Raw genomic sequence first — 12,474 nt, 5'->3', positions numbered from 1 at the left:
CTTCCTCGACTCGATCACCCCTATGGGGAGGAATGTCATGAACTCCAGTCCGTCCACAGACACAACTGCCTCGGCGCCCAACCTGGGCGGCGAGACCGCCATCGTCACCGGGGGCAGCCGCGGCATCGGAGCTGCGATCGTCAAAGCGCTTGTAGGTGCCCGCGCCACTGTCGTGATCGCCGGCGGCTCGGAAAAGCACGGCCGCGACCTGGCCACCGACCTAGGCTGCCACTACTTGCCCCACGACGTCAGCTCCGAACAGTCCTGGGAGACACTCCTCTCCCGTGTCCGCGATGACTTGGGCGACGTCACGATTCTGGTCAACAACGCTGGCGTGCTCGATCCGGGTCACGACATCAGCGAAACCAGCGTAGAGAATTTCGAGCGCCACTACCGCGTCAACCAGCTCGGCGTCTTCCTCGGAATGCGCACAGTGGCAGCAGAGATGAAGCAAAGGGGCTCGGGCTCGATCATCAACCTGTCCTCCATCGGCGGTCACCGCGGCTACGCGAATCAGATCGGCTATTCCACGACTAAGTGGGCGGTACGCGGCATGACAAAATGCGCTGCGGTCGAGCTGGGACCGTATGGGGTGCGCGTAAACTCCGTTGCGCCCGGATTCATCAGCACCACGATGATCGACGTCATGCCAGACGAGCAAATCGATGCAGTCACCCATGCCACTCCGTTGCGGCGGCGTGGCACGGCCGACGAGATCGCGCGGGCAGTTCTGTTTCTCGCATCCTCGGAATGCTCGTTCATGAATGGCACCGAACTGGTCGTTGATGGAGGTTTGTCGCTCTAGCTGTATGAGGTCACATGACAGTTCTATCGTTAGCGACCAATGGCCTCGGTCACGGTACAGAGACTCGGGTTCCCTCAGCCCGAGCGGCGTATGCACACCGGTGGTCGGGGACATGTAGCGGAGCCGTCACTGCTGTGTTCCGGTCGCGACAATGCCGTCGCCGCAGCTACTGGGTCTCGCAGCCGGAGCCAGCGCTAAGGATTCGATCCGAAATTCCCTGGAACGATCGAGCGGCGCGGCGGCGGAACTTGCCGCAGTAGTCGCAGTGCGGGGTGTCCGGGCGACTCCAGCCGTCCAGGTTCTGGCCCGGTGCGCAGAAGCTCACGTAACCGGCTTCCTCCTCGACGAGGCCGGGCGACGAACACCCAGCCGTCGAACCCGATCTGCGGGGCGGACAGGGTCAGGTGCACCCGCTGCTGTGCGGTGGTGATGCCGAGGGCGTTGGTCTCCTCGTGGGTGTAGGGGTCGAGGACGTAGGTGAACCGTTCGACGATGTTGGTGTGCGCCAGGCGGGTGTTGACCTTGTCGATCTGCGCCAGCGCGGCCGGCAGGTTGGTCATCGGCGGGTCGTACATCACGGCTCCCCCATCCGTCGCGGTCCCACTACTCCATCCCCTGACAATTCGGCATTGCAATGTTGCAACCCGGGAGGGAACCGGCCACCGATCAGCACCGGATACACGCACCGGCCCGGAACCGGACGTGCCCCGCATCGGCATCGATGCGGGGCACTCACCCTCGAGAGGGGAGGGCGGAGGCTGCTGTCGGTTACCCGCGGGAGAGTCCGGGCTGGATCTGGATCTGCCCGGGGTTGGCCTTGGTCTTGCCGACCGTCCATTCGCCGTCCGCACCGCACACCAGAGCGCCATTGCGGTCGCCGGGCTTGCCGTACGTCACCGTCTCATTTCCGTTCGAGTCCGTGTTCACGATCGGGCACGGACCACCGGTGGGACCGTTCGGGCCGATCGGCTCGGCCTGAGCGACGGACGCTGCCCCGGCCGCACTCAGGACCGTCAAGGCAGTGAAGGCGATGGCGGTAAAGGTTCGGCGGGCGTTGATCATTCATTCGCTCCTGAGGATGTCGGGGAAGTGCGTCGGTGACAGAGACAACTCTGCCCACTCCAGCGCCCGAACTGAAGCAACCCCAGGGGGCCCGTTCACCCACCCCAGGCGTGGACGCACCCCACCCCGACACAGGTCAACCTCGACGTATTCGGCCTCGGCATGCATGGGTGGTACCGAGCACCCGAACCGAATCGACCGATGACCGCGCCCGTCACGGCAACCCCCTCACACCAGTAACGGGCTGTGCGAATCGGTCCCCGCGGAAAGGGACGTGTCATCTTCACAGGTCAGCGGCCTGAATCCACTGCACTGTCTGTGAGCCCGCCGATCGCGGATCCACCCAACCGGGTGTTCGCACCCGCTACCGTTTCCGGGTATGGGGACCACGTTCCACGGGCCGAGTCCGTGGCCGCACATCACCCGCGCGATCCGCACGCGCGGTCTCCGGCGTGCTGCGATCGCGCACCTCGGCCAGGACGCGCCCACCCTGCTGCCGCTGCGTGCCGGGGATGTTCTTGTCGTCAACGCCTCCCGCGCCGCGGTGCGCGCCCACGCGACCTCCCCGGTCGCGCTCGCCCACTACGTGGACGCCGGTGTGCGGGTGCTGTCGTCACCGAACCTGCACGCCAATGTCATCGCCACCGACCGGCGGGCGGTCATCGGCTCCGCCAACGCCTCCCACAGCTCCACCCTCGCCGACGAGGCCGTCGTCATCACCGACGACCCGGAGGTCGTCGCCGCCGTCCGGGCGTTCATCGACGGGATCGAGGAGATCACCGAGGTCGACCAGGCGTTCCTCGACAACGCCACCACCGAATGGCAGATCGGTCGGTCGGTGCCGATCCCCGGGATCGGTGGCCGGATGCGCGCCAACCGCGACTTCCTTCCTGCACGGGTGACCCGGATGTTCCTGCGGCACATCGTCGAATACGAACCCGGCCCGGCCGAGCAACAGACCTGGGCCACCCAGGCGGGCCGATCCTCAGCCTCCACCGGCGGGCCGGCAGCGACATATCAGCTGGAATGGTTCCGCCTCGGCGACCGACGTGCCCGCCTCGAGCGTGGCGACGTCCTCATCTTCACCGACGACAACGAATGGATTTACCCTCCGGCGGTCGTGGACTCCGACGCCATCGCGATCCCTCACACGCACAGGGCGTTCGGCCATCTCCTGCTCGTCCGAGCGGATCTGCAGCCGGTCTCGGTTGCGGACGCCGAACAGCAGCTCGCTAATCTCGGGCACCCCAATCCCCGGCTGACCACCGATCACCGGATCATCTCTGCCAGCCTGCGTGCCGCGCTACTCCGACTCTGGAACCTCTGACCTGGATCCGCTGACCCAGCGGCGGATCGGACCATTGAGGACTGACTTTCAGCTGGCGCGACTACTGTCCGGCTGAGCGACACGCCCGAGCGCGTGCGGGGGTCCTTGGAGAAACCGTCACCTAGCGGATTCACTGTCTTCGCGCCAAGCACCGCGCAACTGTCCGACTGAGAAGCTCGTAACAAGAGTGAACAGGAGTGAAATGCCCGAGCAGTCGTGGATCGCTGCCCAAGATCTGTACGACCAGGGATATACGGTCGATGGAGCACGTCAGCTCTTCGGGGAGCCAAAGACAAGCCCCGACGGAACCCTCGGTTGGGAAGATGACTGGATCGACCGCGCAGAAGGAAGGGCCCTCATCCCTGTACTGCCCTTCCTTATCGAACGTCTGCGCGGACATTCCGAGGTGGGAGAGGCTGCTGGCGAGCTGGTCAGGCTCTACGAGGAGCTCAATCGTCGAGTAGGAACTGATGGTGCTCCCGATCCGCTCCATCACCATGAAATCTCCGAAGATGAGCTGGTAGAGCTGGGAAATGACCGCGATGCCCTCAATGCGATCTACGGGTCGCCGCACCGTTGGACACAAGAGCCTGTGGTCGAGGGCAATCCGGTTCCGTTCATTTCGCAGGAGCGAAGCCGGTTCGGGGATGGCGCGCGATTGGCCGGAAGGCGGAATCTCCGGTGGTGGCTCAAGAGTGCAGTCGGCGAAGTGGCGAACAAGCAGAGCGAGAACGCCTGACTAGAGAGCTTCCCTGTGCCAATAGCCGGGCCCGGACTGCGGTCGATGGGGACATGTCATCTCCCCAGGTGAATGAGGTAATCCGGCTTACCAGTCCGATGCGCTGGACGTGATCTCGTCGGCGCGGTGGGACCAGTTCGGGTCGCTGACCAGAGCGGTGATAGCGGCGGCCATCTGCTCGGTGTTGCCGTCGATGCCGAGCCGGCGGAGCATGCGGGCGATGCGTGCGGGGTGGGCCGGCCACCGGCCGCCGGTGGTTTCGACCAGGGCAGCGAGGACGGTAGCTGCCTCGGTGTCGCTGAGTTCCACCGGCTCACCGGTCATGCCACGTAACCCCCGGCTGCCGGTGGTCAGCCAATGCTCGCTCGCCGCTCGGCGCACCGAGGCCCGGTACCAGGGATTACGCAGCGATCGCATCAACGCTCCTTCGCGTTCAGTGGGCGTCCTGGAACGCCTGCCCGATCTCGGCGGGAATGCGCCCGCGCGAGGAGATTTCATAGCCCTGTTCGGCCGCCCAGGCGCGGATCTCCTGGCCGTTCCCGCGTCGTCGCACCGGGGCGTCTGCGACGACGGGGCGATCCGAGCGTCGTTTGCGGCCACCGACCCGGGTGGCGTGCTCGACGAAGAATCCGATCTGCTTGTGAAACTTGCTGGCGTGCTTGCCTTTCAAATCAATTTCGTAATCCACCCCGTTGACGGAAAAGGTGATGCTCTCCCCGTCCTCACCGAAGACGGTTCCGTCAATGTCGTCGACCAGTTCGACAACTACCTTGCGCGCCACAGTTCCCCGATCTCTCACGTCTTCTGCCAATACAGCAGGCAGAACCCTACTGGCGGCCGCAGCCGATCGGGCAGACCGACCCCGGGGACGTGTCATCTCCGCAGGTCATATGCCGGTTGTACGGCGCAGGAGCAGCCGGGGGGTCCTATCGGGTGTGCACCCGGGTGTCCCCCAGGGGGCCGAGCGCGAAGTAGAGGGGCGGCGGACACAGTGCGATGGAGGGCAAGAAGGTGGGCACCTCCGGCCCCCACACGGTGATGGTGTTGACGGGATAAATCAAATTGGTAAACGGGACGCACACCAGTTCCAATTGGTGGGTATTCACCGATCCGGGTGCACAGGTCGACATGGCACCGACCGCGAAGAATCGTATGTCGCACCCACTCGGAGCTGGGGCGGCGTGTGCGTGCGCCGCGGTCAGGGACAGGGCGGCGGCCGCGGTGCACGCGACGAGGGCGAGGCGCAGAAACCGAGACATGGGTCCTCCGGTGGTGCGGGGCCCGACCCACCGCCCATTCTCGCAGGTCAGGTGCCGCTGCCGCGGTCCCCCCGACGAATCCGCTCACGGCGGGCATGCTTGGCGAGCAGGTGTTTCCGGTTGTTCGGGGCGCGGAACATCTCGTCGAGCATCCGGGTCTCGATGTTGTGATGGAAGCGGAGGATGCGTGTGGCCGCCAGATGCACCAGCTCCTGGCGGTTCGAGCCGAGCCGGTCGGCGAGGGCGTCGAGGTGCGCGAGGAGTGCGTCGTCGAGGGCGACGTCGACCCGGGCTGTGCGCGGCGGGGCGGCGACGCGGCGTGCCTGCGCCAGGGCCTCATCGGCCGACGGGTTCTCGATGAGTCTGCGAATCCCAACCCGCAGCAGCGCGGACAGCCGGCGGGGACCGTACTCGTCCGCCAGCTCCTCCAGGCGGCGTCTGGTGTCCACATCGAACCGGAACACGTGCCGTTTCCCGAACGAGTTCCCCTGCGGACTCGGCACCCTCCGAGCGGCAGGCGGGTGGGTGGCCTGGTTTGCGGCCGCGGTCTGCCTGCGGCGGGTGTTCCGGGCGATCAGCAGGTCCCGGTTCGCGTCCCCACGATAGATCTCCTCGGTCACCGCCTGATCGAGGTCCCGCGGGTTCGCCAGGAGCTGGCGGGCGGCCAACCGCATGAGTTCGGCGCGATCGGAGTCGAGCCGACCGGCAAGGGCGTCGAGCTGGCCGCGCAGGTCGTCGTCGAAGTGCACATTCGTGCGTGAGCCCAGGGTCTCCGGGGTCAGGTCACGGACCGCGCCGATCGTGCCCAGGTCGGCGGCGAGGTCTCCCGGGTCGTCCAGGAGCCGGCGTACCGCGACCCGGATCGCCGCAGGGGTTCGGGCGTCGCCGTTGCGGCCGATCAGTCGGTCGAGGCGGACCAGCGTGGAGCGGTTGAGGTACACGCGGATGCGGCAGCTCAGATCGGTGCGGGCGTCTTCGCGGAGCACCGGGTGCCGAAACCGTCCTGCCCCGGTCAGGAAGCGGTGCAGAGCGACGCGGACGATCGCGCTCCGGTCGGTGTGGACCTCGTGGGCGAGTTCGTTGAGGCGAGTGCTTGTGTCGGGGTCGAGGTCGAGCGGTCTTTCCGCCCACGTGATGCGGCGGGCGTCGGCGGAGGCCCGGCGGGCCTGGTCCAGTGCTTCGGGCACACGGTCCGGGTCGGCGAGAAGTCGTCGTGCCGCCACCCGCACCAGCGCCCCGAAGCGGCGCGGTCCGATGCCGGCGGCCAACTCCTCGAGGCGTTGTTTGGTTTTCGGGTCGAACCGGAGCGGGATCGGATCCCCCACTGGTACCCGGCCCATGTTTGTCTCGCTCGTCACCGGCCATTGTTCCGGTACGTCCGGGGACCTCGATTCGCACCCCACGGCACCCACCGCCACCACAATCGCTCACTGCACCCCGGCGAGCCGGTATCTGCGAAATGGACTGCGCCCCAGCACCCAATAGTGGGTACTCGGGCGCGGCGCGAGCGTCCGAGCGACTCAGGAGAGGTTGAGCGGTGCGTACGGGGCCGGAGGTGGCGGGGGCGGCGGGGTGTACTGGCTGACCGCTGCGTGACACCCACGCTGATCTGAATCAAAGCGCTCCAATTCGGGTCGCTCAGTCAGTGACACGTACGGCTGGCATAAAGATCGCGCAAGAGCGCGGCCTCGGCGCCATGATGGATCAGTTCGTCCGTGATGCGCAGGACAAACGATCTTCGGGTTGCCGAGCCGTATTGCCCGGCGGCCGGACCGATCGCCGCGGTCAGGTCGACGGATTCGAAGGTAACGAGCTCGCGGAAGGCGGCATACGCCAAGTCCATCGAGGCCAGGGCATCCTGGGCGCAGTCCGCGCCGTCGCTATCGAGCTTTGCCTCCGGCGGCGTGACTGCGAGCCACGTCCAGTTGCGTAATTGGGTCAGGACTTCAGCGATGTGAAACAACCGCCAGCGAATGGTGATCTTGTCGTCAGCGTCAATTGGCCGCCACGACCACTCACGATCGGTCAGTCCAGCCATCCGGGTTCCACAACCGTTCCCAAGCGTGGTCGAGCAGGTCCAGCACATCCTTGTCGGCAGTCTGCATGGTCACCACCCTGCCAGTGCGCGCATGGGACCGCTCGGCCGTAACCGCTGCCAGAAGAAACCCCTCAGGTGGGCATTGAACTAGACGCGCAGCGACCGGCCTTCGGCCTTGCTCCTGGTCGGGGATCAGGCGAACGATGATCCCATGACCACGAAGCGTTGGAGTGACCTCGATCCACGTCTTTGGCAAGCACTCCTCATTGGCGGCGCCTTCGAGACGGGCCTGAATAGCCACAGGACCATCCCACAACCGGCCCCGGCCACCGCGGCGCCGCCGAGCACGATCGCCACCACAATCGATGGATCGGTCCACGCCGACTGGAACGACGTCGCCATTGTGTACGGCCGGGATGTAAACGCGGCGAACACCACCGCCGCCACCAGCCCGACGATCAAGTGCCCACGACCCCGAAGATCCCGCTCTGTCTCCCCACCCGCCCATCGTGTCATCGGTCGCCGCTCAAAATGGCGGCAACCGCGGCCGCCGGCGGTTCCCCAGAGCGAGGATCGGCGATCGCCTCGGCAGTTGTCCGAGACGACCCGGCGACCCGTCAGTGTGCGCGATTGTCCCGCATGTGCCGGCGCCCGGTCACACCCACCACGGCATACAAGTCTTCCGCCGCACACCCGAAGCGCGACGCACACCACGCTCAGGCTTGCCCTGGACCGGAACTCTTACACCCACTCCACTCCCGCGCCGGAGTCCTCACCTCAGGTGCCGCCAGGGGAACCTCGGACCCAGAGCCGGCACCACTGGCGCCGGCCAACCACCCCAGCGCATGGCCCCGAAGATCGGGATGCCCACAGGCTCATAGCCTTCGCGGCATGTAGACCGCCGAATCCATCTGGGTAGCGTGATAATTCACGCAACCGGCATATCAGCGTGAGCGTCATGGAAGGCTCGCTCGATCTCAGCCGGAATCCGGCCGCGCGAGGACACCTCCAAGCCCTCCCCGATCGCCCATTCACGAATCTCCCTGGACGCCCTCTTCGCCGAGGCCTTACTTGCCGATGCACTCTTCACCGAAGTTTTCTCCGCAGGCGTCTTTTTCGCGGCGGCCTTCGTTGCCGGGGCTTTGCTCGCCGCCGACTTCTTCACCGGAGACGTCGACGCGGACGTCTTCTTCCCGGCCGCTTTCGTCGCGGAAGCTTTCCTGGCCTTCGCGGTTTTTGTCCGAACCTTCGCTGCTTGAGCGTCATGGAAGGCCCGCTCGAGATCTGCGGGAATTCGGCCGCGGGAGGACACTACGTGACCCTCTCCGATCGCCCACTCACGAATCTCCCTGGTCGTCTTCTTCGCCGGAGCCTTACTCACCGGCGCACTCGTCACCGAATACGTCCCCACAGCCTTCTTCGTCGCGGCCGTCTTCGTCGCGGATTCCTTCCTTACCGGCGTCTTCTGCGCAGCCGCCTTCTTCGTCCCCTTCTTCTCCGCCGGAGCGTTGCTCGTCGCTACCCGCTTGACCGGAGCCGCCGCCGCATTCTTCGCAGCTGCCTTCTCTGCGGCCATCTTCTTCACCGGCGCCGGTTTAGCCTGAGCCTCCTTCGCGTGAGCGTCGTGGAAGGCTTGTTCGATCTCGGCCGAAATCCGGCCGCGTAAGGACACCTCCAACCCCTCCTCGATCGCCCACTCACGGATCTCCCTGGACGACGTCTTCGCCGGAACCTTGCTCGCTGTCGCCCTCGTCGCCGGAGCTTTCGCCGCGACCTGCTCTTCCGCAGACGGCTTCGCCGTGACCGGCTTCTCAACGACGGTCTTCTTTACGGTCTTCCTTACGGCCGTCTTTGTCGCGGCGTTCTTCGTCGCGGCCGTCTTCCTCACCGGAGCCGGTTTAGCCTGAGCCTTCTTCGCATGAGCGTCGTGGAAGGCTTGCTCGATCTCGGCCGAAATCCGGCCACGTAAGGACACCTCCAGCCCCTTCCCGATCGCCCACTCACGAATCTCCCTGGTCGTTTTCTTCGCCGAACCGTCTGAACCCCTCGGTGATACCATCATGTGTCTCCTTCGTCGCCGGGCAACCGTCGACGCACACAGTAACGGCAGGCGGGCACTCCCGGTAATCAGAAAACCCAAACGAACCGCCATTTCAACTTTCCCAGCCCATCGCCGATCTGGGCACGCAACACGATTCCTCCTGGAGTTCCCAAACACATTCCACATCAGGATTCAGACAGACCCAGACCTAATCATCTTGTTGGTCAGGCACTTTGGTTGTCGGAAGTGTCAGATAGGAACGTTCGGAAACGGATGAGGAGCGGGACAGTGCTACCGCCGTCCGCCATCCGCAGTGTCTGGCCGGCGAGCGTCAACACCGCCGTCGGTAGCCGACCCTAATCCCAGTCCCCGCCCGGGAAATCCGACATCCAGCGCCCCACAACGGCCGTCGCCGATTCCACCTCCCAGCGGTCGTTGAGGATGAGAAGGCCCGCCGAATCGACGAAGTCCGGGTCGTGCGCGTGTCCCAGCAGCAGCGCGTGCCGAGCACCGTCGGCGAGCGTTGACGCTAGCGACTGGACGAAGGCCTTCTCGGTCTCGGTGAACCGGCTACGGGTGATTGCTTGCCCGACATCGCCGAACGAAAGACCTCGATCACACACGGTCTGCTCACGGACGGCGGCTGTTACGCGGCCGCCGGAGCGGACGACTTCCGGAACCGGGCCCACGCTTTCCGCGCAAGGCCTTCCGACCCCACGGACTGCATCTCATCGGCGCCAGGCTCACCTCATGTCACCTGGGACCGAGACGCGCCCGCAACGCCGATCACGAGGCTGTCTTCCAGGGCGCGATATCAATCCGGACATCGCCTCAGCAGAAATCGGATTCAGGTCACGGGCGCCAGGGCGTACCCGCTCCCGGCGGCCTTGGCCTGATACATCGCCGCGTCCGCACGGCCGATCAGCGACTCACGGGTCTCACCCGGGCCGGCGAGTGCGATGCCGACGCTGGCGGTGAACCGAAGACCGCGCCCGCCCGAACCGGGGCCGACCTGCAATTCGGTGACCCGGGTCGCGACCGTGATGGCGTCCTGCGCCGAGGCGATCTCCGGGCACACGATGAGGAATTCGTCGCCGCCGATCCGGGCCACGGTGTCACCGGGAGCCACCACCGACTGCAGCCGTTCGGCCCACCGGATCAGGGCGTCATCGCCCACCGCGTGGCCGAGCCGGTCGTTGAGAATCTTGAACCCGTCGAGGTCGACCAGCAACACCGCAACCCTGAACTCGCTGCCGCGCGCCGCCTCCAACGCCGCATCGATCCGCCGATACGCCAGGGCGCGGTTCGGTAGCCCGGTCAACACATCGTGCACGCTCTGATACCGCAGCGCCTCTTCCGCCTCGATGCGCCGGACCGCCGCCGCCAGCACCGCGGCCACCGAGCGCAGGAACATCACCTCCCGAACCGAATACTCCCGCGGGCGGGCACTGTGCGCGGTCAACACACCCCACACCGACCCGGCGGCGCCGATGGGAACGCACACCCCGGACCGCAACCCCCGCGTTTTCATGGTGTCGGTGGCAAATCGGTGCTCCCCGTACCGGTCGGAGCAGACGATGGTCTCGTTGACCGCGGCCGCATATCCCGGTTGGGAATCGGCACCGGCGCCGAAAGTCTGCGGGGCGGGTGGTTGCCCCCGGTAGGCGAGCACCCGCAACACACCACCCGGCTCACCCGCCCGGGCCACCGCGGCGCAGTTGACCCCCATCAACGCCGCCGCCGCGTCCGCCGCGCCCGCGAGTACGTCGTCGAGGTCACCGTCCACGGCGAGCCGACTCAGCTCGGCAAGAGCCTGTTGTTCGCGAGCCCGGTACGCCGCCGCCTCCATCGCCGTGTGCAGGCGTTGTTCGTGCTCCTGCGCCGTCCGCACGTCCTGGGCGATGCAGGCGATCACCGCCGGGTGATGGTCGTCGGTGTGCTCGACCACGACGATCGACACGGTCACCGGGATCGGTTCGCCGGTCAGAAAATGCCGGAACTCCGACCTGCCCTCCCACAGGCCCCGCTCGAGCAGGGCCGCTTCCATCTCCGGGGCCTGCACCACCCCCACATCGGTGAAGAACTCCGGCGCCCTGCGCGCGGCGACCGCGGCCTCGTCCGTCAACCCCATCAGAACCATCCCGGCGGGGTTGAGATAGCGCAGGCGACCGCTGTCGTAGTCGGAGACGGCAACCAGGGTCTGGGCGCGTTCGATCACCGTGAGCAACAGGCGAGCGTCCGCCGTGTCCGGTTCCATCCTGGCCGTCCCATCGAGGTGTCGAAGTGTCGAGGTGAAGACCGAGCAGGTTCGAGCGTAACCAGCAGGACCGGAGCGCCACGTTCGGTGATGATCTCGCACCCCCGTTCCGCACCCGACCGGTGTCAGCGAGCCGGGCCGGTGACCGGTCGGGGATCGTCGGCGTACATGGCGTCGATTCTCGCCTTGATCGCCGCGGTACTCATCACCGCGGGCCACCGCCGTGCCCGGGATGGGGACACGGACATCGTCGGGGTCACGTGTGTTGCCATGAGAATTCTGCCTCGTCACTCGGGCTTCTCGGGCCGCCGCGGCGGCCACGCGGTTGGTCCAGCAACCACGCGAATTTGCGATCTGATTCCCTCGCGGCTTTTCCCCGGTCGCAGGCCTGGTGCCCACGACGCGCTGGACATGCGCGGCGACGACAGCACGATGCCGGACAGCGGCACCGCACCCGCGGGACGCTCCCTGGGCGATAGGCGGTCGCAGCGCCCTGCCCCGGAGACCTTCTGAGTGTGCCCGTCCGCGAGGGCGGGCACCCGGTGGGTATGGGTTCGGACATCGGCGGCCGCGCGCGCTGGGAGGCTCGCCTGGCCGGCCATCTCCTCGCCCTGATCACCGATCACGACGTCGACGCGTTGTCGCAAGCCTTGCGCCCGCTGGCACAACCACCCGCCACGACCCGGCCCGCAGCGTACACACCACCGCCGGCCACACCCCGCACGCCAACGACCTCCCACCACGAAGGCCGGGTCGGAGCACAGTCCTGGCCCCACTGTCCGGCGCCCCGGACACCGCCCGGGCACACCTTCACCCCGCCGAACGCGAACCCGACCCGACCACTCGCGCGACCACGCTCGACGCCCTCCTCGCCGCTGAACCCCCACCTTCCCCGACCACCCGCCACGGTGACCGAGCCGACGCCCGCACCCCTGACGCCGATACC

At 66.5% G+C, this 12,474-nt stretch carries 15 protein-coding genes; 3 read left to right on the top strand and 12 right to left on the bottom strand.

Features of this window, described 5'->3' with window-relative positions; all coding sequences use genetic code 11:
- Positions 1–37 precede the first annotated feature (37 nt).
- Positions 38–805, top strand: coding sequence for an SDR family NAD(P)-dependent oxidoreductase (locus tag ACLIVD_RS40165; protein WP_418339224.1), 768 nt, complete (start codon positions 38–40; stop codon positions 803–805).
- A gap of 194 nt (positions 806–999) precedes the next feature.
- Here the strand turns inward: ACLIVD_RS40165 and ACLIVD_RS40160 are convergent, their stop codons facing one another.
- Together ACLIVD_RS40160 and ACLIVD_RS40155 are read right to left on the bottom strand one after the other, a co-directional pair.
- Positions 1,000–1,365 carry a hypothetical protein gene (locus ACLIVD_RS40160; protein ID WP_491933475.1) on the bottom strand — a complete coding sequence of 122 codons (366 nt, stop codon included), beginning with the start codon at positions 1,363–1,365 and terminating at the stop codon, positions 1,000–1,002.
- 208 nt (positions 1,366–1,573) lie between these two features.
- Entirely contained in the window at positions 1,574–1,867 is a 294-nt protein-coding gene (locus ACLIVD_RS40155) for a hypothetical protein (protein ID WP_491933474.1), read from the bottom strand.
- 379 nt (positions 1,868–2,246) lie between these two features.
- On the opposite strand from ACLIVD_RS40155, the gene ACLIVD_RS40150 reads away from it, so the two are divergent.
- Complete coding sequence (locus ACLIVD_RS40150; protein WP_491933473.1) at positions 2,247–3,194, top strand: phospholipase D-like domain-containing protein; 948 nt, start codon at positions 2,247–2,249, stop codon at positions 3,192–3,194.
- A gap of 202 nt (positions 3,195–3,396) precedes the next feature.
- Positions 3,397–3,933: a hypothetical protein gene (locus ACLIVD_RS40145; RefSeq protein ID WP_283336146.1), complete on the top strand. Its 537-nt coding sequence runs from the start codon at positions 3,397–3,399 to the stop codon at positions 3,931–3,933.
- A gap of 87 nt (positions 3,934–4,020) precedes the next feature.
- Here ACLIVD_RS40145 and ACLIVD_RS40140 read toward each other — a convergent pair whose 3' ends face one another.
- The 10 genes from ACLIVD_RS40140 to ACLIVD_RS40095 all read right to left on the bottom strand — a co-directional run bounded on the left by ACLIVD_RS40140 (position 4,021) and on the right by ACLIVD_RS40095 (position 11,800).
- Complete coding sequence (locus ACLIVD_RS40140; RefSeq protein ID WP_283336145.1) at positions 4,021–4,350, bottom strand: beta/alpha barrel domain-containing protein; 330 nt, start codon at positions 4,348–4,350, stop codon at positions 4,021–4,023.
- A 16-nt stretch (positions 4,351–4,366) separates the two neighbouring features.
- Entirely contained in the window at positions 4,367–4,714 is a 348-nt protein-coding gene (locus tag ACLIVD_RS40135; RefSeq protein ID WP_491933472.1) for a histone-like nucleoid-structuring protein Lsr2, read from the bottom strand.
- Positions 4,715–4,859: 145 nt separating this feature from the next.
- Complete coding sequence (locus tag ACLIVD_RS40130) at positions 4,860–5,192, bottom strand: hypothetical protein (protein ID WP_491933471.1); 333 nt, start codon at positions 5,190–5,192, stop codon at positions 4,860–4,862.
- A gap of 47 nt (positions 5,193–5,239) precedes the next feature.
- Positions 5,240–6,532, bottom strand: coding sequence for a ribbon-helix-helix domain-containing protein (locus ACLIVD_RS40125; RefSeq protein ID WP_491933527.1), 1,293 nt, complete (start codon positions 6,530–6,532; stop codon positions 5,240–5,242).
- Positions 6,533–6,834: 302 nt separating this feature from the next.
- Positions 6,835–7,230 (bottom strand): DinB family protein, encoded by a 396-nt coding sequence (locus ACLIVD_RS40120; protein ID WP_491933470.1) that lies wholly within the window; start codon positions 7,228–7,230, stop codon positions 6,835–6,837.
- Positions 7,208–7,531, bottom strand: coding sequence for a hypothetical protein (locus ACLIVD_RS40115; RefSeq protein WP_491933469.1), 324 nt, complete (start codon positions 7,529–7,531; stop codon positions 7,208–7,210). Before ACLIVD_RS40115 ends, ACLIVD_RS40120 begins: the two co-directional genes overlap by 23 nt.
- Before the next feature lie 627 nt (positions 7,532–8,158).
- On the bottom strand, positions 8,159–9,292 hold the full coding sequence (locus tag ACLIVD_RS40110) for an Lsr2 family DNA-binding protein (protein WP_491933468.1): 1,134 nt from the start codon (positions 9,290–9,292) through the stop codon (positions 8,159–8,161).
- Between the two features lie 335 nt (positions 9,293–9,627).
- The gene (locus ACLIVD_RS40105) at positions 9,628–9,960 is read right to left on the bottom strand and encodes a hypothetical protein (protein WP_491933467.1); all 333 of its coding nucleotides are present in this window, start codon (positions 9,958–9,960) and stop codon (positions 9,628–9,630) included.
- Positions 9,961–10,118: 158 nt separating this feature from the next.
- On the bottom strand, positions 10,119–11,528 hold the full coding sequence (locus tag ACLIVD_RS40100) for a diguanylate cyclase domain-containing protein (protein ID WP_491933466.1): 1,410 nt from the start codon (positions 11,526–11,528) through the stop codon (positions 10,119–10,121).
- Between the two features lie 125 nt (positions 11,529–11,653).
- Positions 11,654–11,800, bottom strand: coding sequence for a hypothetical protein (locus ACLIVD_RS40095; protein ID WP_491933465.1), 147 nt, complete (start codon positions 11,798–11,800; stop codon positions 11,654–11,656).
- Between the last annotated feature and the right edge of the window lie 674 nt (positions 11,801–12,474).

The sequence above is a fragment of the Rhodococcus sp. G6(2025) genome (assembly GCF_058628105.1).
Note: the sequence above shows the minus strand (reverse complement) of the source record. Positions and strands in the feature narration are given on the sequence as shown.

Excerpts from the sequence above, each read along its gene's own strand:
- ACLIVD_RS40140 (WP_283336145.1), bottom strand. The coding sequence starts at position 4,350 with ATGCGATCGCTGCGTAATCCCTGGTACCGGGCCTCGGTGCGCCGAGCG.
- ACLIVD_RS40120 (WP_491933470.1), bottom strand. The coding sequence starts at position 7,230 with ATGGCTGGACTGACCGATCGTGAGTGGTCGTGGCGGCCAATTGACGCT.
- ACLIVD_RS40095 (WP_491933465.1), bottom strand. The coding sequence starts at position 11,800 with ATGGCAACACACGTGACCCCGACGATGTCCGTGTCCCCATCCCGGGCA.
- ACLIVD_RS40160 (WP_491933475.1), bottom strand. The coding sequence starts at position 1,365 with ATGACCAACCTGCCGGCCGCGCTGGCGCAGATCGACAAGGTCAACACC.
- ACLIVD_RS40155 (WP_491933474.1), bottom strand. The coding sequence starts at position 1,867 with ATGATCAACGCCCGCCGAACCTTTACCGCCATCGCCTTCACTGCCTTG.
- ACLIVD_RS40125 (WP_491933527.1), bottom strand. The coding sequence starts at position 6,532 with ATGGGCCGGGTACCAGTGGGGGATCCGATCCCGCTCCGGTTCGACCCG.
- ACLIVD_RS40110 (WP_491933468.1), bottom strand. The coding sequence starts at position 9,292 with ATGATGGTATCACCGAGGGGTTCAGACGGTTCGGCGAAGAAAACGACC.
- ACLIVD_RS40165 (WP_418339224.1), top strand. The coding sequence starts at position 38 with ATGAACTCCAGTCCGTCCACAGACACAACTGCCTCGGCGCCCAACCTG.
- ACLIVD_RS40100 (WP_491933466.1), bottom strand. The coding sequence starts at position 11,528 with ATGGAACCGGACACGGCGGACGCTCGCCTGTTGCTCACGGTGATCGAA.
- ACLIVD_RS40150 (WP_491933473.1), top strand. The coding sequence starts at position 2,247 with ATGGGGACCACGTTCCACGGGCCGAGTCCGTGGCCGCACATCACCCGC.
- ACLIVD_RS40145 (WP_283336146.1), top strand. The coding sequence starts at position 3,397 with ATGCCCGAGCAGTCGTGGATCGCTGCCCAAGATCTGTACGACCAGGGA.
- ACLIVD_RS40130 (WP_491933471.1), bottom strand. The coding sequence starts at position 5,192 with ATGTCTCGGTTTCTGCGCCTCGCCCTCGTCGCGTGCACCGCGGCCGCC.